Raw genomic sequence first — 19,193 nt, forward strand, 5'->3', positions numbered from 1 at the left:
GCTTCGCGTGCTTTCACGCAGCCGAGCGATGTCACGAGCTAGGGCAGCGGTCGCGCCAGGTTCTCGGCGGTCAACTGGACCACCCGGGCCCGCGCCTCCGGCGTGATCCAGGCGTTATGGGGGGTGACGATCAGGTTGAGGGGCTCGTCGAGGGCATCGATCAGCGCATGGCCTCGGCGGGGCGGCTCCTCCGGCAGGCTGTCGACTGCCAGGCCACCGAGGCGTCCCTCGCGCAGCGCATCGAGCGCCGCCGCCTCGTCGATGATGCCGCCCCGGGCGCAGTTGATCAGCAGGGCGCCGGGCCTGAGCCGGGCCAGTAACGCCGCGTCGACCAGGTGATGGGTGGCCTCGGTGAGCGGGCAGTGCAGGCTCAGCACGTCGGCCCGGGGGGCCAGCTCGGCGAGGGCGGGGCGGGGGTCCGTGGCCTCCCGACCGGGACGCGCGGCATAGTCGACGCGCATGCCGAAGGCCCCGGCCAGCTCGCCGACGCGGCGTCCCAGTTCGCCCTGGCCGACGATCACCAGCCGCTTGCCTTCCAGTTGCAGGGTGGTGGGGGAGAGCAGGCAGAAGAAATCGCTGCGCCCCCAGTCGCCGGCGGCGACCCGGCGCTGGTAGTGGGGCAGGCGGTTGGCCAGGGCCAGCATCAGCATCAGGGTGTGCTGGGCCACGCTGGCGGTGCCATAGGCGCTGACGTTGCGCACCCTGATCCCCAGGCGCTCGGCGGCGGCCATATCGATATTGTTGGTGCCGGTGGCCAGCACGCAGATCAGCTTCAACTCCGGCAGGCGCTCGAGCAGCTCGCCATCCAGGACCACCTTGTTGACGATCGCCACCCGGGCGCCTTCGAGGCGCTCCCGGCACTGCTCCGGGGCGGTGGCGGCATGCACCGCCAACTGGTCGACCCGCTCACGCAGGGGGGTAAGGTCGATATCCTCGCCGAGGCTGGCGGCATCGAGTAGCACGGCTTTCATCACAATTCCTCGAGTAACGTCGGCACCTTGCCCCCATGGGGGCGCGACGCGCTATAATGCGGGGCTTTCCGGTGGCCTTGGAAAGGCCGGCGTCAGGCCCCATATTGGCCATCGCCGGCCTGGTCGGGGTGTGTTCCAGGCCAATAGCGTATTCAGGAGTGATTAGAACCATGCCCATCTACGAATATGAGTGCAAGGCCTGTGGCCACCGTCTCGAGAAGCTGCAGAAGGTCAGCGCCGCGCCGCTCACCGACTGCCCCAGCTGCGAGGCCGCCGAGCTCTCCCGCCTGGTTTCCGCGGCGGGCTTCCGCCTGGCCGGCGGCGGCTGGTACGAGACCGATTTCAAGTCCGGCAGCAAGAAGAACCTGGCCGGTGACGGCGCGGCCAGCAAGGCGCCGACCAAGGACGGGGCCGCCGCCTGAGGCGGCCCGACTCCCCCTCTTCGATAAACGCTAGAAAACAGGATTCGACATGCGCAGCCATTATTGCGGCCAGCTTAACGAGACACTGGTGGATCAGACGGTCACCCTCTGTGGTTGGGTGCACCGTCGCCGTGACCACGGTGGGGTGATCTTCCTCGACATGCGTGACCGTGACGGCATCGCCCAGGTCGTGGTGGATCCCGATACCGCCGAGGCCTTCGCCAATGCCGACCGCTGCCGCAACGAGTTCGTGCTGCGCATCGTCGGCCGCGTGCGGCCGCGCCCCGAGGGCACCCAGAACCCCAATATGCCCACCGGCATGATCGAGGTGCTGGCCAAGGAGGTGGAGATCCTCAACACCGCCGCCACCCCGCCGTTCCAGCTCGACGAGCACGGCAAGGTGGGCGAGGAGGTCCGCCTCAAGCACCGTTATATCGACCTGCGCCGCCCGGAGATGCTCGACAAGCTGCGCCTGCGCTCGCGGATCTCCCATAGCGTGCGGGCCTTCCTCGAGGGCCAGGGCTTCCTGGATATCGAGACGCCGATCCTGACCCGGGCCACCCCGGAAGGCGCCCGGGACTACCTGGTGCCGAGCCGCACTCATGCCGGCAGCTTCTTCGCCCTGCCGCAGTCGCCGCAGCTGTTCAAGCAGCTGCTGATGGTGTCCGGCTTCGACCGCTACTACCAGATCGCCAAGTGCTTCCGCGACGAGGACCTGCGCGCCGACCGTCAGCCGGAGTTCACCCAGATCGACCTGGAGGCCTCCTTCGTCGACGAAGACGAGATCATGGGTATCACCGAGTCGATGATCCGCCAGCTGTTCCAGGAGGTCCTCGAGGTCGAGCTGCCCGAGTTCCCGCGCATGCCCTATAGCGAGGCGATGAGCCGCTACGGCTCCGACAAGCCGGACCTGCGCATCCCCCTGGAGCTGGTCGACGTCGACGATCTGATGGCCCAGGTGGACTTCAAGGTCTTCTCCGGCCCGGCCAAGGCCGAGGACGGCCGCGTCGCCGCCCTCAAGGTGCCCGGCGGCGCCGAGCTCTCCCGCAAGCTGATCGACGAGTACACCAAGTTCGTCGGCATCTATGGCGCCAAGGGCCTGGCCTGGATCAAGGTCAACGAGCGCGCCAAGGGGCTCGAGGGCCTGCAGTCGCCCATCGTCAAGTTCATGGAGAACGTGATCGACGAGCTGCTGGAGCGTCTCGACGCCCAGGACGGCGATATCATCTTCTTCGGCGCCGACAAGGCCCGCGTGGTCAACGAGGCCCTGGGTGCCCTGCGGGTCAAGCTGGGCGAGGACCTGGACCTCTACACCCAGGCCTGGGCGCCGCTGTGGGTGGTCGACTTCCCGATGTTCGAGGACGACGGCAGCGCCCGCATGCAGGCCCTGCACCACCCCTTCACCGCGCCCTCCTGCGACGTGGCGGCCCTCAAGGCCGATCCGGCCCAGGCGCTCTCCCGGGCCTACGACATGGTGCTCAACGGCACCGAGCTGGGCGGCGGCTCGATCCGTATCCACGACCAGGAAATGCAGCGGGTCGTTCTCGAGGTGCTGGGCATCGATCAGGCCGAGGCGGAGGAGAAGTTCGGCTTCCTGCTCGACGCCCTCAAGTATGGCGCGCCGCCCCACGGTGGCCTGGCCTTCGGCCTCGATCGCCTGGTGATGCTGATGACCGGGGCGCGGACCATCCGTGAGGTAATCGCCTTCCCCAAGACCCAGAGCGCCGCCTGCCTGATGACCGACGCCCCGGGCACGGTCAGCGGCGAGCAGCTCAAGGAGCTCAATATCCGCCTGCGGGCCAAGGCCAAGCCGGAGGCCGCCGAGTAAGGCGAGGCTTCCAGCAACGTACCAGCATACCGGCGCCCCAGAGGCGCCGGTCTGTCGTTGGGGGCCGCGGTTATCGCAGCTAGAATGGCTGAGGGACACTGGGGGCAGGGTAGAGCAAAGCGTCTTTATCATGGACGATAAAGTCGAGCTTCCAGGGAAGGATTTACAGCGTCTTTGTGCGGGGCCGGCCTTCCGGGGGCTGTCCCCAGGCTAGCCCCGTAAAAACCAGGAAGGATGGCATGACAGATAGCGGCATATGCAGAGGCACCGAGATATGCTGATCCTGGGGATCGATCCCGGCTCGCGGATCACCGGCTACGGGGTGCTCGACGTCGGCGAGACGCGGCCCCGCTACGTGGCCAGCGGTTGCATCCGCACCCGGGGCGACGACCTGGCCCAGCGCCTGGCGCAGATCTATGCCGGCATCAGCGAGCTGATCGGGGTGCATCGCCCGGGGGAGCTGGCCATCGAACAGGTCTTCATGGCCAAGAACCCCGACTCGGCCCTCAAGCTGGGTCAGGCCCGGGGTACCGCCATCGTCTGCGCCGCCAATCATGGCCTGCCGGTGAGCGAATACGGGCCACGCCAGATCAAGCAGGCGGTGACCGGCACCGGCGCCGCCGACAAGGCCCAGGTGCAGCATATGATCACCGCCGTGCTGGGCCTCGACGGTACCCCCCAGGCGGATGCCGCCGACGCCCTGGCCATCGCCCTGACCCATGCCCATGCGCGCCTCGGGTTGATCAGCCGTGGCAGCTATGGCGGCCGCCGCGGCGGCGGTAAGGGATGGCGAGCCTTCGACCCGGATGCCCCCGCCTCCTGACGGGCAAGAGATGCACACTAGATGACGATTTTGCCCTCTGGTCAGCCTCCGGGGCGGCCAGTATAGTGGTCGCCAGTCTTGGCAAGGATCGACTCACGGCATGATTGGACGCCTGCGCGGCACCCTGTTGGAGAAGCAGCCCCCCTGGCTGGTGGTCGACGTCGGCGGCGTCGGTTACGAACTGGAAGCCTCCCTGACCACCCAGATGGCGCTGCCGGCGGTGGGGGAGACGGTCTCCCTGCACACTCACCTCAGCATTCGCGACGATGCCCACCTGCTCTACGGCTTCGCCCGGGGCCAGGAACGGGAGCTGTTTCGCGCCCTGATCAAGGTCAACGGCGTGGGGCCCAAGCTGGCCCTGGCGATCCTCTCTGGCATGGACGAGGCGGCCTTCGTGCGCTGCGTGCGGGAGGACGACATCAAGTCGCTGACCCGGCTGCCCGGGGTGGGCAAGAAGACCGCCGAGCGGCTGATCATCGAGATGCGCGACCGCTTCCCCCACTGGACCGGCGAGGCGGGCGGCGGCCTGGAGGCCCTGGAAGCCGCGGCGGCGGGGCAGGAGGCCGCACCCCGGAGCGACCCCCTGGCCGATGCCGAGGCCGCCCTGGTGGCCCTCGGTTACAAGCCCGCCGAGGCCGCCAAGATGCTCAGTGGCTGTGATCGTGGCCTCTCCACCGAGGCCCTGATCAAGGCCGCCCTGACCCGCAAGCTGGCGGGCTAGGGCGCTACCCAAGGATATGGCAGCCCCCGTGGCTCGGGGTGACTAGGCGCCGCAAGTTCGGAAACCATTATGCTCGACAATGATCGACTGATCGCCGCCGTGCCCCAGGGAGGGGAGCTGGTCCAGGATCATGCCATTCGCCCCAGGCGGCTGGCGGACTATATCGGCCAGCCGCGGGTGCGCGAACAGCTGGAGATCTTTATCCAGGCCGCCCGGGGGCGAGGCGAGAGCCTCGACCATACCCTGGTCTTCGGCCCGCCGGGGCTGGGCAAGACCACCCTGGCCAATATCATCGCCGCCGAGATGGACGTCGATATCAAGTCCACCTCCGGCCCGGTGCTGGAGCGCCCCGGCGACCTGGCCGCCATGCTCACCAACCTCGAGCCCGGCGACGTGCTCTTTATCGACGAGATCCATCGCCTCTCGCCGGTGGTGGAGGAGGTGCTCTATCCGGCCATGGAGGACTTCCAACTGGATATCGTCATCGGCGAGGGGCCGGCGGCCCGCTCGATCAAGCTCGACCTGCCGCGCTTCACCCTGGTGGGGGCCACCACCCGGGCGGGGCTTTTGACCTCGCCGCTGCGCGATCGCTTCGGCATCGTCCAGCGCCTGGAGTTCTATGGCATCGAGGACCTGACCGGCATCGTCGCCCGCTCGGCGCGGCTGCTAGGGGTGGAGGCGGATGCCGCCGGTGCCGCCGAGATCGCCCGCCGCGCCCGCGGCACGCCGCGCATCGCCAATCGCCTGCTGCGCCGGGTGCGCGATTTCGCCGAGGTGCGCGGTCGCGGGGTGATCGATGTCGAGGTGGCCGACCGCGCCCTGGACATGCTGCATGTGGATCACCATGGCCTCGATCATATGGATCGCCGCCTGCTGCTGGCGATGATCGAGAAGTTCGATGGCGGCCCGGTGGGGGTCGACTCCCTGGCCGCCGCCATCGGCGAGGAGCGCGATACCATCGAAGACGTGATCGAGCCCTACCTGATCCAGCAGGGATTGATGATGCGCACCGCCCGGGGGCGGATAGTCACCCGCCAGGCCTATGCCCACTTCGAACTGGTGCCGGATTCCGCCACCCCGGATGCCAGCGGCGAGGTGCGCCCATGACCCCGGCCCCGACGAGCGAGTTTCGGCTGCCGGTCAGGGTCTATATCGAGGACACCGACGCCGGCGGCATCGTCTACTACGTCAATTACCTGAAATTCATGGAGCGCGCCCGCAGCGAGTGGCTCCGGCGCCTCGGCCATAGCCAGCGGGAACTGCTTGCCGAGGGCGTGCAACTGGTGGTACATCGCCTGGAGTGCCGCTATGCCCAGCCGGCGCACCTCGATGATGACCTGGTGGCCACCGCCAGGGTCACCGAGCGGGGCGCCTGTCGGGCCACCTTTATCCAGCAGGTGCAGCGCGCCGGGGAACCCCTGTGCGAGGCGAGTGTCGACATCGCCTGTCTGGATGCCCAAACCCTGCGGCCCCGCCGCTGGCCGGCGGCCCTGGCCGCGGCCCTAACCCCCGAGTTTCAATGAGGACGCCCGTGAACGACTCCATGTCCATTCCCCACCTGATCATGAATGCCAGCACCGTGGTGCAGTTGGTGATGCTGATCCTGGTGCTCGGCTCCATCCTCTCCTGGGTGGCGATCTTCCAGCGCAGCCTGGTGCTGAGTCGCGCCAAGAAGGCCCACAAGGCCTTCGAGGAGCGCTTCTGGTCCGGGGTCGACCTCAACGACCTCTATCGCGAGACCCCCGCCGACCAGGAGACCCTGGGCGCCGAGCACGTCTTCCGTGCCGGCTTCCGAGAATTCAATCGCCTGCTGCCCAAGGCCAAGAGCCCCCAGGCGATCCTCGACGGCGTGCAACGCAGCATGCGGGTGGCCTGGTCCCGGGAGGAGGAGCGCCTCAACCTGCATCTGGTGTTCCTGGCCACCGTGGCCTCGGCGAGCCCCTATATCGGCCTGTTCGGTACCGTCTGGGGCATCATGGGCTCCTTCCAGTCACTCTCCATGGCCCAGCAGGCGACCCTGGCCACCGTGGCCCCCTGGATCGCCGAGGCGCTGATCGCCACCGCCATGGGCCTGTTCGCGGCCATCCCGGCGGTGATCTTCTATAACCGCCTCTCCGCCGAGTCCGGCCGCCTGCTCGGCAAGTATGAGGATTTCGCCGAGGAGTTCCACTCCATCCTGCACCGTAACCTGCAGGGTCGCGGCGAGAGCGCGGCGGCCTGACGGAGACGACAGCATGCATGGACCCTTCAATCGGGGCGGCCGACGCCGCCCCATGGGCGAGATCAACGTGGTGCCCTTTATCGACGTCATGCTGGTGCTGCTGGTGATCTTCATGATCACCGCGCCCATGCTGACCCAGGGCGTCCAGGTCGACCTGCCCCAGGTGAGTTCGTCGCCCATCGAGGAGAGCGAGAGCCAGGAGCCCATCGTGGTCTCGGTGGATCGCGAGGGGCAGTACTATATCTCACTCGGTGACGAGGAGACCCCGCTGGGCCTCGACGAGCTGGCCGAGCGGGTGATCATCGTCATGGATCGCAACCCGGGGACACCGGTGATGGTACGGGGCGATCGCAATGTCAGCTATGGTCAGGTGGTGACCCTGATGAGCACCCTGCAGACCGCCGGCGTCGGCAATGTGGGCCTGATCTCCGAACCGCCGCCGCGGGAGGGCTAGGGGCGCCATGGCCAGAAAGGAGAGTCGTGTCGGCTATGGCCTGCCCACCCTGCTTGCCATCGGCGTGCATGTGCTGGTGGTGGCCGTGAGCATGCTGAGCCTGGTGCCCAGCGCCAAGACGGAGCCCCCCTCCGCCACGGTGGTCCAGGCCACCCTGGTCAGCACCGAGACCGCCACCGACCAGGCCCAGCGCGCCCAGGAGGCCCGGGCTCGTGCCGCGGCCCGTCAGGCCGAGGAGGAGGCGGCGGCCCAGGAGGCGGAACGCCAGGCTCAGGAGCAGGCCGCCGAGCAGGAGCGCCGGCAGGCACAGGTGGCCGAGGAGGCCGAAGCCCAGCGCCAGGCGGCCGAAGAGGCCCAGGCCGAGGCCCGGCGGCGCGCCGAGGAAGCCGAACGTCAGGCGCGGCTACGTGAGGAGCAGGCCGCCGAGGAGCAGCGCCGCCAGGAGGAAGAGGCCGAACGCCAGCGCCAGGCGGAGGAACAGCGCCGTCAGGAGGAAGAGGCCGAACGCCAACGCCAGGCCGAGGAGCAACGCCGCCAGGAGGAAGAGGCCGAACGCCAACGCCAGGCGGAGGAACAGCGCCGTCAAGAGGAAGAGGCCGAACGCCAGCGCCAGGCGGAGGAGCAACGCCGCCAGGAGGAAGAAGCCGAACGCCAACGCCAGGCCGAGGAGCAGCGCCGCCAGGAGGAAGAGGCCGAACGCCAGCGCCAGGCCGAGGAACAGCGCCGTCAGGAGGAAGCCGCCCGCCGGGCCGCCGAAGCCGCCAATGGTAGCCTGGATAGCCTGATCGAGAGCGAGCAGGAGGCCATCGCCAATGCGCGCCAGGCCTCGGAGGCGGCCAATGGCTTCCAGAGTCTGGTGCGCCGCGCGGTGGAGCAGGCCTGGATCATTCCGCCGGGTAGCGTCAATGGCCTGGAGGCGACGCTGCAACTCAATCTCCTGCCCACCGGGGAACTGGTGGGCGCGAGTGTCCTGCGCGGGAGTGGGGATGCCGGCTTCGATCGCTCGGCGCTGCAGGCCGTCGAGCGTGCCGCGCCCTTCCGCGAGATGCGCCAATTGCCGCCGGCGGCACAGCACCAGTTCCGCCAATTCAATCTGAGATTTCGACCGGGGGATATCCGCTGATGAAACGCTATCTTGGCCTATGGCTGGCGGCCTGCCTGCTGCTCTTCGTGCAGCAGGCCCAGGCCAATCTGACCATCGAGATTACCCGCGGCAGCGACCGCGCCATCCCCATCGCCATCGTGCCCTTCGGCGGCGAGGCGCTGCCGGAGGACCTGGCGCGGATCATCGGCGATGATCTGGCGCGCAGCGGCCAGTTCGAGCCGCTGTCCCGCGACTCGCTGATCTCCCGGCCCAGCCGCAGCGAGGACGTCAACTATCGCGACTGGCGGGCCGTGGACAGCGATTACCTGGTGGTGGGCGACGTCGAGGCCGAGGGCAGCACCTATCGGGTGCGTTTCGAGCTCCTCGATGTCTACGGCGAACGCCGCGAGCTGGGCGAGGTGGTCACCGCCGACCCACAGCGCCTGCGCGCCGCCGCCCACTACATCAGCGACCAGATCTTCGAGGCGATCACCGGCATCCGCGGCGCCTTCTCCACCCGCATCGCCTATGTCACCGCCCAGGGCGCCGGCGACGCGCGTCGCTATGGCCTGCATATCGCCGATGCCGATGGTCGCAATAGCCAGCAGATCCTCGACTCGGACCAGCCGATCATGTCCCCGGCCTGGTCGCCGGATGGCGGCAAGCTGGCCTATGTCTCCTTCGAGACCGAACGCCCGGCCATCTATATCCAGGACGTGGGTAGCGGCCAGCGGGTCCGGGCTAGCTCCTTCACCGGGATCAACAGCGCCCCGGCCTGGTCGCCGGACGGCCGCCAACTGGCCATGTCGCTGTCCCGGGATGGCCAGCCGGAAATCTATCTGATGGATATCGCCAGCCGCGACTTCCGGCGGCTGACCAACAACAGTGCCATCGATACCGAACCCAGCTTTGCCCCGGACGGCCGCAGCCTGGTCTTCACCTCGGATCGCAGCGGTGGTCCCCAGCTCTATCGCTATGACCTCGCCAGTGGCCAGGTGGAACGCCTCACCTTTACCGGCAACTACAATGCCCGGGGGCGCGTCAGCCCGGACGGCGAGGCACTGTTCATGATCCATCGCGGCAACCAGGGCTATCAGGTGGCCCGCCAGGACCTGGAGACCGACCGCCTGGTGACCCTCACCGAGGGCCGCTGGGACGAATCCCCCAGTGTTGCCCCCAACGGGGCCATGGTACTCTTCGCCACCCAGCAGGGTAATGCCGGGATACTAGGGGCCGTGTCGGCGGATGGGCGCGCCTCCTTCCGCCTGCCGGCGGCCCAGGGCGACGTGCGGGAGCCCGCATGGTCGCCGTTTCTGAACTGATATTGTCATTCATCAAGGAGTGGAAAATGCAATTCAAGCCTTATGCCAGGAGCCTGGCCGTCGCGCTCTCTCTCGCCTTCGTGGCCGGCTGTTCCAGCACGGGCGGCACCCAGGACGGCTCCATGGATGGCAGCCGCGACGGTGCCAGCACCAGTGGGGTAGGTAGTGGTCAGGTCGGCGGCGTCGGGGTCGGCGGTAGCGACCAGAATGGTCAGCAGGCCGGGATTCCCAGCGTGCGCACCATCTACTTCGACTATGACAGCGAGCGCATTCGCGGCGAATTCGAGCCGGTGCTGAGTGCCCATGCCCAGTACCTGCGCAATAACCCCAATGCCCGGGTGGTGCTGCAGGGCCATACCGACGAACGCGGTACCCGCGAGTACAACCTGGGCCTGGGCGAGCGTCGCGCCAAGTCCGTGGAGCGCTTCCTCTCGGTGCAGGGCATCTCCCCCTCCCAACTGGAGGTGGTCAGCTATGGCGAGGAGCGGCCGGCGGTGAGCGGCTACAATGAGGATGCCTACGCCCAGAACCGCCGCGTGGTGTTCTCCTACTGAGGCCGAGGAGCGAGTGATGAATCACAGTCACAGGGGCCGCCGTCTGGCCCGACTGTGCGGTGCGGGAGCCCTGGTGCTCCCGCTTTCCGTACTGGCCCAACCGGTGATCGAGGATCTGTCGGATCGCTCGCGCACCTTCTATGAGCAGGCCGAGGTACGCGAGGGCGCCTCCGGCAACCTGATGCTGCTCAACCAGCTCGACGAGCAGCAACGCGAGATCCAGCAGTTGCGCGGTCAGGTGGAGGAGCTTCGCCATCAGTTGGAGCAGCTGCGTCGTGACTCCCAGGCCCGCTACCTGGATCTGGAGCAGCGGCTGGCCAGCAGCGGCGAGGCCCCCCAGGAGGTGGACGCCGAGGCGGCCCGCCAGGTGGCCGAGGCCAGCGCCGGGGATGGCAGCGCGGCACCCGGTGCCGATGCCCAGGCCGCCTATCAGGCCGCCTTCCAGCGCGTCCAGGCGCGGGACTTTCCGGCCGCCATCGCCGCCTTCGAGGCCTTCGTGGCGGACTATCCGGACACCAACCTGACCGCCAATGGCCACTACTGGCTGGGCGAGCTCTACTCCGCGGAGACCCGCCTGGAGCCCGCGGCGGCGGCCTTCCAGACGGTGCTGGACGACTACCCCGAGAGCAACAAGGTGCCCGATGCCCTCTACAAGCTGGGCCTGCTCAAGGCGCGCCAGGGGCAGCCGGATACCAGCCGCGAACTGCTGCAGCGGCTGATCGCCGACTACCCGGACAGCAATGCCGCCGTCATGGGGCGTGACTTCCTCAACGACGCCGGCCTCTAAGGAGTCATCCTCGATGAATTGCAAGATCGACTACCGGCCCCCTACGGACCTGTTGGCGGGGCGTATCGTGCTGGTGACCGGCGCCGGCGACGGTATCGGCCGCGCCGCGGCCTTGGCCTACGCCCGCCATGGGGCCACCGTGATCCTGCTGGGCCGTACCATCGCCAAGCTGGAGAAGGTCTACGACGAGATCGAGGCGGCGGGCGGGCCCCAGCCGGCGATCTTTCCGCTCAACTTCGAGGGCGCCACCCTCAAGGATTACCAGGACATGGCCGAGACCCTGGAGCGGGAGTTCGGACGCCTGGATGGCATCCTGCATAATGCCGGCCTGCTGGGGCGCCTGACCCCCTTCGACCAGTACAACCCCCAGCTCTGGGAGCAGGTGATGCAGGTCAACTTCAATGGCCCGGTCTGGATGACCCAGGCCCTGCTGCCCCTGCTCAAGGCCTCCGAGGACGCCTCGGTGATCCTCACCTCCTCCAGCGTGGGGCGCCGGGGGCGGGCCTTCTGGGGCGCCTACGCGGTCTCCAAGTTTGCCACCGAAGGCTTTATGGAAGTGCTGGCCGACGAGCTGGAGAACCTCACCGCGGTACGGGTCAATAGCCTCAATCCGGGCGCCACCCGCACCCAGATGCGGCGCAGTGCCTATCCCGCCGAGGATCCCGATACCCTGCGCACCCCGGAAGAGATCATGCCCACCTATCTATGGCTGATGGGCCCGGACAGCCGCGGGGTCACTGGCCAGCGCTTCGATGCCCAGCCACCCAAGGGCTGACTTTGGCTGAATGGGCCAGGAGAGCCGCGGCGTCACCGGTCTCACCGGCCAAGGCTTCGACGCCCAGCCGCCCAAGGCGTAACTTGCTCGAGCCACGCTAACGCAAGAACGGGCCCCATCATGGGGCCCGTTCTGCATTGGGTAGTTGACCTATCAGCGATCGAGCAGGGCGCTAACCAGGGCCTCGGGGGTGGCGAAGCGCAACTCCGCCGGCCACTCCTCGATGGCGTCCGTCGCGTCCAGGTAACCATAGCCCACCGCCACCGCGGTCATGCCGGCGGCCCGGGCCGCCTCCATATCGCGGCGGTGATCGCCGATATACCAGCACGCCGCCGGGGCGATTCCCAGGCGCTCGGCGGCGGCCCAGAGCGGTTCCGGCGCGGGCTTCTTCACCGGCAGGTCGTCGGCACACAGCAGGGCGCCGGGATCGAGCCCCAGGGCCGCCACCAGGGGCTCGGTGTAGGCGCGGGGCTTGTTGGTAACGATGCCCCAGGCCCGCGGCGCCTGGCTCCAGTGGTCGATCAGCCGCTGCAGCCCGGGGAACAGGCGGCTATGGGTCGCCAGGTCCCGGGCATAGGCGTCGAGCAGGAACTGCCTTGCCTCGCCGTGCCCCGGCGCCTCCAGGGCCAGGCCCAGGGCCAGGGTCACCAGGGCGCTGCCGCCGTTGGAGACCTGGGCGCGGATCGTCTCGAAGGGCAGGGCCGCCAGGCCATGGTGGGTGCGCAGGGCATTGGTGGCCCGGGCCAGGTCCGGCGCGGTATCCACCAGGGTGCCATCCAGGTCGAAGAGCAGGCCACGGGGCAGGGCGCTCACGGTCACGGCGCCTCCCGGCGGCAGTGCATCAGATAATTCACCGAGACGTCCCGGGCATCCAAGCGATCGTAGCAAAGGGCGCGACTCAAGGGGCTCATTCAACCTCCCGGCGGCAGTGCATCAGGTAGTTGACCGAGACATCGCGAGGGTCGAGGCGGTAGCGACGTGTCAGCGGGTTGTAGACCAGGCCGCTCTGTTCGCACACCTTGAGCTCCGCCTCCCGGGCCCAGCGGGAGAGCTCGGCGGGGCGGATAAACTTGCGGTAGTCATGGGTGCCCTTGGGCAGCATCCGCAGCACATACTCGGCGCCGAGGATGGCGAAGGCATAGGCCTTGGGGTTGCGATTGATGGTGGAGAAGAAGACATCGCCACCGGGCTTGACCAGGGTCATGCAGGCGCGTACCACCGCCGCCGGGTCGGGGACATGCTCGAGCATCTCCAGGCAGGTGACCACGTCATACCGGCCGGGGGCCTCGGCGGCCATCTCCTCGGCGCTGGCCCGACGGTAGTCCACCTCCGCGTCGCTCTCGGCCAGATGCAGCCGGGCCACCGCCAGCGGCGCCTCGCCCATGTCGATGCCGGTGACCCGGGCGCCGCGATGGGCCATGGCCTCGGCCAGGATGCCGCCGCCGCAGCCCACGTCGATCACCGACTTGCCGGCCAGGCGGGTCCGGGCATCGATGAAGTCCAGCCGCAATGGGTTGATCTCGTGGAGGGGCTTGAACTCCCCCTCGCTGTCCCACCAACGGCTGGCCAGGGCCTCGAACTTGGCGATTTCGGCGGCATCGACGTTACCACGGTAGTCGCCGGCATCGCTGGTATCGGCGGCATCGCTATTATGGCGGTAGTCGCCGACATCGGCTGTGTGCGGCATCTCAACTCTCTCCTTGTGCGGGCAGGGACGCCAGGCGCCGCCGATAATGCTCGGTGGCGGCGCGAATGGTGTCCGGCTCGATATCGATAAATTTCCCCTCGACGAGGCGGGGGCGCCCGGCCACCCAGACATGGCTCACCTGGTGGCTGTGCATCGCATAGACCACCGCCGAGGCGGGATGATGCACCGGCAGGGTATTGAGGTGTTCCAGGTCCACGGCAACCAGGTCCGCCGCGAAGCCTTCGCGCAGTTGGCCCAGGTGGTCGTCCAGCCCCAGGGCACGGGCACCGTCGCGGGTGGCCATGGCCAGGGCCGCCATGGCGGGCAGGGCGGCGGCATCACCGCTCACCCCCTTGGCCAGCAGGGCGGCACTCTTCAGCTCGTCGAACAGATCCAGGTCATTGTTGCTGGCGGCGCCATCGGTACCCAGGCCCACGGTGATGCCGGCCGACTGGAGCCGTGCCACCGGGCAGAAGCCGCTGGCCAGCTTGAGGTTGGACTGGGGGCAATGGATGACCCGGGTATCGGTCTCGGCCAGCAGCGCCAGGTCATCATCATCCACCTGAGTCATATGCACCGCCTGGAAGTGGGGGCCCAGCAGGCCGGCCTCGAAGAGCCGGCGCAATGGGCGGCGGCCATCCCGGGCCAGGGCCTGGTCGATCTCGTCGCGGGTCTCGTGGACATGCATCTGGATCGGCAACCCCCAGCGCTCCCGGGCCTCGGCCAGCCTGGCCAGGCTGGCGTCACCCACCGTATAGGGGGCGTGGGGGCCCAGGGCCAGATGCACCCGGGGATGCTCGGCGTAGCGCTCGATCAGTGCCTGGGTGCGTTCCAGGCCCTCGGCGAAGTCGGCGGCCCAGGAAGTGGGGAAGTCGATCAGCGGGGTGCACAGCTGGACCCGCATCCGCATTTCGTCGGCGACCTCGGCCACCGCCTCGGGGGCCAGGTACATATCGGCGAAGGTGGTGGTGCCGCTGCACAGCATCTCGGCACAGGCCAGGCGCGTCCCGGCGGCGACGAAATCGGCATCCACCAGGGAACCCTCGGCGGGCCAGATATGCTCGTTGAGCCAGGTCATCAGTGGCAGGTCGTCGGCATAACCCCGCATCAGGCTCATGCCGGCATGGTTATGGGCGTTGATCAGCCCCGGCAGCAGCGCATGGTGGCGTAGCCGCAGGACCTCACGGGGCGCCACCTGCCGCCTGGCCTCGGCGATGGGCCAGGGGCCGAGCAGCTTGCCGCCTTGAATGGCGATGGCGTGATCCTCGAGGGTCGGCAGCCCCTCGCTCATGGGCAGCAGCCAGCGGGCCTCGATCAGCAGGTCGACGTCCGGCGGGATGGGCATCGTCGGGCTCCTTGAAGGTAATGCCGATATTCTACCCGCTCCGGGGCCGCCTTGTCCGCCGCCACCCACCGAGAGCGCGGGAGGGCGGCGTGGGTCTGGCGTCTCTGGCATACTAGGGCGGATTTTACCCCTGCTCAGGAAGGAATCCGATGATTCGCAAGGCCGTTCTGCCGGTGGCCGGTTTCGGTACCCGCTGCCTGCCCGCCTCCAAGGCGATCCCCAAGGAGATGATCACCATCGTCGACAAGCCGGTGATCCAGTACGTGGTGGAAGAGGCCGTCGCCGCCGGCATCACCGAGATCGTGCTGGTAACCCACTCCAGCAAGGGCGCCATCGAGAACCACTTCGACAAGCATTTCGAGCTGGAGACCACCCTGGAGGCCAAGGGCAAGCATGAGCTGCTCGAAGAGCTGCGCAATATCGTCCCCGACACGGTCAAGATCATCAGCGTGCGCCAGCCCGAGCCCCTGGGCCTGGGCCATGCGGTGCTCTGCGCCCGCCCGGTGGTGGGAGACGCCCCCTTCGCGGTGCTGCTGCCGGACGTGCTGGTGGATGGCGAGGGCCTTCCCCGCAACGACCTGGCGGGCATGGTGACGGCCTTCGAGGCCAGCGGGCAGGCCCAGTTGATGGTGGAGGAGGTGCCCTGGGAGCGGGTAGAGAAGTACGGCATCGTCGAGCCCGAGGCCGGCGTGCCGGCCCCGGGCGAGTCGCTGCCCCTGGCGGGCATGGTGGAGAAGCCGCCGCGTGACCGAGCGCCGTCGAACCTGGCGGTGATCGGCCGCTATGTGCTGCCCGGCGAGATCTTCCCGCTGCTGGCCGAGACGCCGCCGGGGGCCGGGGGCGAGATCCAGCTCACCGACGCCATCGAGGCGTTGCGGGCCCGCTCCGGGGTGGCCGCCTATCGCATGCAGGGCGTCACCTATGACTGCGGCCATCAGCTCGGCTATCTGGAGGCGATCCTCGCCTTCGCCCGGCGCCATCCCAAGTATGGCGCGGGCTTCCGGGAACTCCTCGATCGCTATGCCGGCGAGGCCTGAGCATGCGGATACGCCTGATCGGCAGTGAACTCGCCGCCGTGACCGCGGCGGCGGCCCTGGCCAGCGTCGGCCATGACGTCACCTGGCAGCCTCACCGAGACGCGGCCTGGTCGTTCCTGCGCCGGGCGGACTGGCTCCGGCGCGAGCCGCAGCTACTCGCTCAGTTGGAACGGGCCCTGGCCGAGGGCAGCCTGCGCGTCAGCGAGACGGAGCCCCCGGAGGTCGTCGAGGTGCTTTGGCTGGCCCTGGCGCCGGACCAGCGTGCCGCGGCCCAGGCCGCGGTAGAGGCCCAGGCCGCCTGCCAGAGTGAGCCCCTGGTGGTGATCAATAACGCCACCTTCCCGGTGGGCGAGACCGAGCGCCTGGCGGCTCCGCTGGGGCCCGACCAGTGGGCGGTCTGCCTGCCCGATCGGCTCGAGGAGGGGCGCGCCTGGGAGACCTTTACCCGCCCCAGCCGCTGGCTGCTGGGCAGCGAGTCGGCCCAGGCCACGGTGCGGGTGCGGGAGCTGCTGCGCGCCTTCAATCGTCGCCGCGATGTCTTCCAGTGCATGCCGCTGCGGGCCGCCGAGCTCACCAAGCTGGCCATCAACGGCATGCTGGCCACCCGCATCAGCTACATGAACGAGGTGGCCGGCCTGGCCGACACCCTGGGCGTCGATGTGGAACTGGTACGCCAGGGCATGGGCGCCGACCCGCGCATCGGCTACGAATACCTCTATCCGGGCTGCGGTTTCGGTGGCCCCAACTTCTCCCGGGACCTGATGGGACTGGCCGACGTCCAGTCCGCCCAGGGACGCGCCTCGGCCCTTCTCGAGCAGGTGCTGGAGATCAACGAGCAGAAGAAGGAGACCCTGTTCCGCAAGCTCTGGGGGCACTTTCAGGGGGAGCTTGCCGGGCGCCGGGTGGCGATCTGGGGCGCGGCCTTCAAGCCGGGCACGGCGCGTATCGATCACGCCCCGGTGCTGCCCTTGCTGCGGGCCCTCTGGGCCCAGGGAGTCGAGGTGCGTCTGCACGATCCGGCGGCGTTGCCGGCGCTGGCCGCCGAGGTGGGCGAGCAGCCGCTGCTGACGCTCTGCCCCGAGGATCCCTACGCCGCCTGCGAGGGCGCCGATGCCCTGTTGCTGGTCACCGAATGGAAGTGCTACTGGAACCCGGACTGGGCGCGGCTGGCCGGCTGCCTCGGGGAGCGGCTGATTCTGGATGGCCGCAATATCTATGATCCCGACTATGTGGCCGGCCAGGGGCTGACCTATCGCGGTATCGGTCGCCGCGCCGACCCCTAGTCTCCCGGCCGTTCACGCCGCCGCTTACGCCTCTTGCCAACGACAAAGGCCCCGCCATGCGGGGCCTTGTCATGCCTGCCCGGGCGGTCGCCCGGGCGGCTTCGCCAAGCGGAGGCTTAGGCGAAGTTCTGGGCCACGAAGTCCCAGTTGACGATGTTCCACACGCTCTCCAGGTACTTCGGGCGAGCATTGCGGTAGTCGATGTAGTAGGCGTGCTCCCACACATCGATGGTCAGCAGCGGGGTCTGGCCATGGGCGATGGGGGTGTCGGCATCGTCGGTGTTGACGATATCCACGCCACCGTCGTCGGTCTTGATCAGCCAGGTCCAGCCGGAGCCGAAGTTACCCACCGCCTTGGCGTTGAAGGCGGCCTTGAACTCGTCGAAGGAACCGAACTTGGCCTTGATGGCGTCGCCCAGGGCGCCGCTGGGCTCGCCGCCGCCATTCGGGGAGAGGCAGTGCCAGTAGAAGGTGTGGTTCCACACCTGAGCCGCCTGGTTGAACAGGCCGCCGGAGGAGGACTTGATGATCTCTTCCAGGGACTTGCTGGCATTCTCGGTGCCGTCGGTCAGCTCATTGAGCTTGGTCACATAGGCCTGATGGTGCTTGCCGTAGTGATACTCCAGGGTCTCGGCGGAGATATGCGGTTCCAGCGCGTTCTTCTCGTACGGCAGGGCGGGAAGTTCGAATGCCATGGTTTGCTCCTTTTTATCACCGATGAAAACAGTACCTGGTGTTGTGGGGGCGGAACCATCGCGAATCAAGGCGCTATCGGTCCCGTCGCAAAAAACCTTACAATACCAAGCATCTGCGTAAGTGGTGTCGACACATCATAGCACCCTGCCGGGATGCCGCCAATTCCGACGGCGACACTCGGGATTGGCCCGTCGACGCCGCACTCATCCGCTGCGAAGAGGAGTTTCGTCCATGGCTCAGCCCCCGGAGGAACGGCGTCCTCCCCCCCTGGTCGCCGACCCCGATGCCAGCCTCGATCCGCCACCGCGCCGTCATGCCGCGCCGGCCTCGGCGTCGCCCAGGCCCTGGGGACTGCGCCTGGCGGTACTGATCCTGGCCACGGGCCTGGTAGGCATCACGGCCCTGGCCTGGGAGGAGCGCCAACTGCTGCATGCCGAGCTGCGGCGTCTCGAGGGGCAGTTCTCCAATATCCACGCCCGCTTCGACGGCCTCGATCCCGGCGCGGCCCTGGCGCAGCTGAACGAGGGACAGGAGGCCTTGGTGGAGCAACAGCTGGCCCTGGAGGAGAGGCTGAGCGATCAGAGCGAGAGCCTGGATACCCTGCGGCAGGCTCAGGAACAGGGCCCGAGTGCCCAGGCGTTGGCCGAGGCATTGGCACGCCTCGAGGAGCAGCAGGCCACCCTGCAGGCCTGGCTGGCGTCCAGCCGTGACTCCCTGGATGCGCTGGAGACCCTGGGCGAAGAGGCCCGCACCGGGCTATCCCAGCGACTGGACAGCCTGGAGCGCCAGGAGGAGGCGGCGAGGGACGAGCTGTCCCACCGAGTGGAGGCCCTGGAACGCCAGGATACCCAGGCCCTGGCCAGCCGCCTGGAGGACGAGGTCGCGGGGCTCAACGAGGAGGCCGAGCGCTCGGCCTCCCGGCTGAGCGCCCTGGAGGAGGAGCTCGGTGAGGTTCTCGATATCCTTGAGCCGCTGAGGTCCCACCCCGATAATGCCCGGGAGGCTCGCGAGGAGCTGGCCGGACGCTTGGATGCCCTGCGGGGAGAGGTCCAGGAACTGCGACGTTCCCTGCTGGCCACCGAGGCCCGCCTGGAAATGCTGGCTCCCTGACAGGGGCCATTCGCGAAGAGAACAGGGAGGTAGCGTTATCCGAGGTCCAATCCATGGGGGGCGACGCCGCCTG

21 protein-coding genes are annotated in these 19,193 nt (G+C 68.3%); 16 read left to right on the forward strand and 5 right to left on the reverse strand.

Annotation, left to right across the window (positions count from 1 at the left end; translation table 11 throughout):
- Nucleotides 1–38 precede the first annotated feature (38 nt).
- The gene (locus ACZ5EF_RS09195; protein WP_346062454.1) at nt 39–971 is read right to left on the reverse strand and encodes a D-2-hydroxyacid dehydrogenase; all 933 of its coding nucleotides are present in this window, start codon (nt 969–971) and stop codon (nt 39–41) included.
- A gap of 170 nt (nt 972–1,141) precedes the next feature.
- Here ACZ5EF_RS09195 and ACZ5EF_RS09200 point away from each other — a divergent pair, with 170 nt between their 5' ends.
- From ACZ5EF_RS09200 to ACZ5EF_RS09260, 13 genes are all read left to right on the forward strand, one after another.
- Nucleotides 1,142–1,393, forward strand: coding sequence for an FmdB family zinc ribbon protein (locus tag ACZ5EF_RS09200; protein WP_346062453.1), 252 nt, complete (start codon nt 1,142–1,144; stop codon nt 1,391–1,393).
- 49 nt (nt 1,394–1,442) lie between these two features.
- Nucleotides 1,443–3,221 carry an aspartate--tRNA ligase gene (gene aspS, locus ACZ5EF_RS09205; RefSeq protein ID WP_346062452.1) on the forward strand — a complete coding sequence of 593 codons (1,779 nt, stop codon included), beginning with the start codon at nt 1,443–1,445 and terminating at the stop codon, nt 3,219–3,221.
- 274 nt (nt 3,222–3,495) lie between these two features.
- Entirely contained in the window at nt 3,496–4,044 is a 549-nt protein-coding gene (gene ruvC, locus ACZ5EF_RS09210) for a crossover junction endodeoxyribonuclease RuvC (protein ID WP_346062506.1), read from the forward strand.
- 100 nt (nt 4,045–4,144) lie between these two features.
- Nucleotides 4,145–4,765, forward strand: coding sequence for a Holliday junction branch migration protein RuvA (ruvA, locus tag ACZ5EF_RS09215; RefSeq protein WP_346062451.1), 621 nt, complete (start codon nt 4,145–4,147; stop codon nt 4,763–4,765).
- 69 nt (nt 4,766–4,834) lie between these two features.
- A complete protein-coding gene (gene ruvB / locus ACZ5EF_RS09220; RefSeq protein WP_346062450.1) occupies nt 4,835–5,872 on the forward strand; it encodes a Holliday junction branch migration DNA helicase RuvB in 1,038 nt (345 codons plus the stop codon).
- The gene (gene ybgC / locus ACZ5EF_RS09225; RefSeq protein ID WP_346062449.1) at nt 5,869–6,288 is read left to right on the forward strand and encodes a tol-pal system-associated acyl-CoA thioesterase; all 420 of its coding nucleotides are present in this window, start codon (nt 5,869–5,871) and stop codon (nt 6,286–6,288) included. Before ruvB ends, ybgC begins: the two co-directional genes overlap by 4 nt.
- 8 nt (nt 6,289–6,296) lie before the next feature.
- Nucleotides 6,297–6,986: a protein TolQ gene (tolQ, locus tag ACZ5EF_RS09230; protein ID WP_346062448.1), complete on the forward strand. Its 690-nt coding sequence runs from the start codon at nt 6,297–6,299 to the stop codon at nt 6,984–6,986.
- 13 nt (nt 6,987–6,999) lie between these two features.
- Complete coding sequence (gene tolR / locus ACZ5EF_RS09235; RefSeq protein WP_346062447.1) at nt 7,000–7,440, forward strand: protein TolR; 441 nt, start codon at nt 7,000–7,002, stop codon at nt 7,438–7,440.
- 7 nt (nt 7,441–7,447) lie between these two features.
- Nucleotides 7,448–8,563 (forward strand): cell envelope integrity protein TolA, encoded by a 1,116-nt coding sequence (gene tolA, locus ACZ5EF_RS09240; protein WP_346062446.1) that lies wholly within the window; start codon nt 7,448–7,450, stop codon nt 8,561–8,563.
- Entirely contained in the window at nt 8,563–9,846 is a 1,284-nt protein-coding gene (tolB, locus tag ACZ5EF_RS09245) for a Tol-Pal system beta propeller repeat protein TolB (protein ID WP_346062445.1), read from the forward strand. The genes tolA and tolB overlap by 1 nt, the downstream gene beginning before the upstream one ends.
- 26 nt (nt 9,847–9,872) lie before the next feature.
- Entirely contained in the window at nt 9,873–10,400 is a 528-nt protein-coding gene (pal, locus tag ACZ5EF_RS09250) for a peptidoglycan-associated lipoprotein Pal (protein WP_346062444.1), read from the forward strand.
- A gap of 16 nt (nt 10,401–10,416) precedes the next feature.
- A complete protein-coding gene (gene ybgF, locus ACZ5EF_RS09255) occupies nt 10,417–11,187 on the forward strand; it encodes a tol-pal system protein YbgF (protein WP_346062443.1) in 771 nt (256 codons plus the stop codon).
- A 13-nt stretch (nt 11,188–11,200) separates the two neighbouring features.
- The gene (locus tag ACZ5EF_RS09260) at nt 11,201–11,962 is read left to right on the forward strand and encodes a YciK family oxidoreductase (protein WP_346062442.1); all 762 of its coding nucleotides are present in this window, start codon (nt 11,201–11,203) and stop codon (nt 11,960–11,962) included.
- 153 nt (nt 11,963–12,115) lie between these two features.
- On the opposite strand, the gene ACZ5EF_RS09265 is transcribed toward ACZ5EF_RS09260, so the two are convergent.
- The 3 genes from ACZ5EF_RS09265 to ACZ5EF_RS09275 form a co-directional block, all read right to left on the reverse strand.
- Nucleotides 12,116–12,781, reverse strand: coding sequence for an HAD-IA family hydrolase (locus ACZ5EF_RS09265; RefSeq protein WP_346062441.1), 666 nt, complete (start codon nt 12,779–12,781; stop codon nt 12,116–12,118).
- Nucleotides 12,782–12,869: 88 nt separating this feature from the next.
- Entirely contained in the window at nt 12,870–13,649 is a 780-nt protein-coding gene (ubiG, locus tag ACZ5EF_RS09270; protein WP_346062440.1) for a bifunctional 2-polyprenyl-6-hydroxyphenol methylase/3-demethylubiquinol 3-O-methyltransferase UbiG, read from the reverse strand.
- Nucleotide 13,650: 1 nt separating this feature from the next.
- Entirely contained in the window at nt 13,651–14,994 is a 1,344-nt protein-coding gene (locus ACZ5EF_RS09275) for a TRZ/ATZ family hydrolase (protein WP_346062439.1), read from the reverse strand.
- Nucleotides 14,995–15,143: 149 nt separating this feature from the next.
- Here ACZ5EF_RS09275 and galU point away from each other — a divergent pair, with 149 nt between their 5' ends.
- Nucleotides 15,144–16,031, forward strand: coding sequence for a UTP--glucose-1-phosphate uridylyltransferase GalU (galU, locus tag ACZ5EF_RS09280; RefSeq protein ID WP_346062438.1), 888 nt, complete (start codon nt 15,144–15,146; stop codon nt 16,029–16,031).
- A 2-nt stretch (nt 16,032–16,033) separates the two neighbouring features.
- A complete protein-coding gene (locus tag ACZ5EF_RS09285) occupies nt 16,034–17,314 on the forward strand; it encodes a nucleotide sugar dehydrogenase (protein ID WP_346062437.1) in 1,281 nt (426 codons plus the stop codon).
- A gap of 116 nt (nt 17,315–17,430) precedes the next feature.
- On the opposite strand, the gene ACZ5EF_RS09290 is transcribed toward ACZ5EF_RS09285, so the two are convergent.
- Entirely contained in the window at nt 17,431–18,009 is a 579-nt protein-coding gene (locus tag ACZ5EF_RS09290) for a superoxide dismutase (protein WP_346062436.1), read from the reverse strand.
- A gap of 232 nt (nt 18,010–18,241) precedes the next feature.
- Here ACZ5EF_RS09290 and ACZ5EF_RS09295 point away from each other — a divergent pair, with 232 nt between their 5' ends.
- Nucleotides 18,242–19,120: a coiled-coil domain-containing protein gene (locus ACZ5EF_RS09295; protein ID WP_346062435.1), complete on the forward strand. Its 879-nt coding sequence runs from the start codon at nt 18,242–18,244 to the stop codon at nt 19,118–19,120.
- The last annotated feature ends 73 nt before the right edge of the window (nt 19,121–19,193 follow it).

It is taken from the genome of Bisbaumannia salifodinae (assembly GCF_055388505.1).

Bases quoted from the DNA above. Each gene is read 5' to 3' on its own strand.
- ACZ5EF_RS09290 (WP_346062436.1), bottom strand. From the start codon at position 18,009: ATGGCATTCGAACTTCCCGCCCTGCCGTACGAGAAGAACGCGCTGGAA.
- pal (WP_346062444.1), top strand. From the start codon at position 9,873: ATGCAATTCAAGCCTTATGCCAGGAGCCTGGCCGTCGCGCTCTCTCTC.
- ACZ5EF_RS09295 (WP_346062435.1), top strand. From the start codon at position 18,242: ATGGCTCAGCCCCCGGAGGAACGGCGTCCTCCCCCCCTGGTCGCCGAC.
- ybgC (WP_346062449.1), top strand. From the start codon at position 5,869: ATGACCCCGGCCCCGACGAGCGAGTTTCGGCTGCCGGTCAGGGTCTAT.
- galU (WP_346062438.1), top strand. From the start codon at position 15,144: ATGATTCGCAAGGCCGTTCTGCCGGTGGCCGGTTTCGGTACCCGCTGC.
- ACZ5EF_RS09200 (WP_346062453.1), top strand. From the start codon at position 1,142: ATGCCCATCTACGAATATGAGTGCAAGGCCTGTGGCCACCGTCTCGAG.
- ubiG (WP_346062440.1), bottom strand. From the start codon at position 13,649: ATGCCGCACACAGCCGATGTCGGCGACTACCGCCATAATAGCGATGCC.
- tolR (WP_346062447.1), top strand. From the start codon at position 7,000: ATGCATGGACCCTTCAATCGGGGCGGCCGACGCCGCCCCATGGGCGAG.
- ybgF (WP_346062443.1), top strand. From the start codon at position 10,417: ATGAATCACAGTCACAGGGGCCGCCGTCTGGCCCGACTGTGCGGTGCG.
- tolA (WP_346062446.1), top strand. From the start codon at position 7,448: ATGGCCAGAAAGGAGAGTCGTGTCGGCTATGGCCTGCCCACCCTGCTT.
- aspS (WP_346062452.1), top strand. From the start codon at position 1,443: ATGCGCAGCCATTATTGCGGCCAGCTTAACGAGACACTGGTGGATCAG.
- ruvC (WP_346062506.1), top strand. From the start codon at position 3,496: ATGCTGATCCTGGGGATCGATCCCGGCTCGCGGATCACCGGCTACGGG.
- ACZ5EF_RS09275 (WP_346062439.1), bottom strand. From the start codon at position 14,994: ATGCCCATCCCGCCGGACGTCGACCTGCTGATCGAGGCCCGCTGGCTG.
- ACZ5EF_RS09260 (WP_346062442.1), top strand. From the start codon at position 11,201: ATGAATTGCAAGATCGACTACCGGCCCCCTACGGACCTGTTGGCGGGG.
- ruvB (WP_346062450.1), top strand. From the start codon at position 4,835: ATGCTCGACAATGATCGACTGATCGCCGCCGTGCCCCAGGGAGGGGAG.
- ACZ5EF_RS09285 (WP_346062437.1), top strand. From the start codon at position 16,034: ATGCGGATACGCCTGATCGGCAGTGAACTCGCCGCCGTGACCGCGGCG.
- ruvA (WP_346062451.1), top strand. From the start codon at position 4,145: ATGATTGGACGCCTGCGCGGCACCCTGTTGGAGAAGCAGCCCCCCTGG.
- ACZ5EF_RS09195 (WP_346062454.1), bottom strand. From the start codon at position 971: ATGAAAGCCGTGCTACTCGATGCCGCCAGCCTCGGCGAGGATATCGAC.
- tolB (WP_346062445.1), top strand. From the start codon at position 8,563: ATGAAACGCTATCTTGGCCTATGGCTGGCGGCCTGCCTGCTGCTCTTC.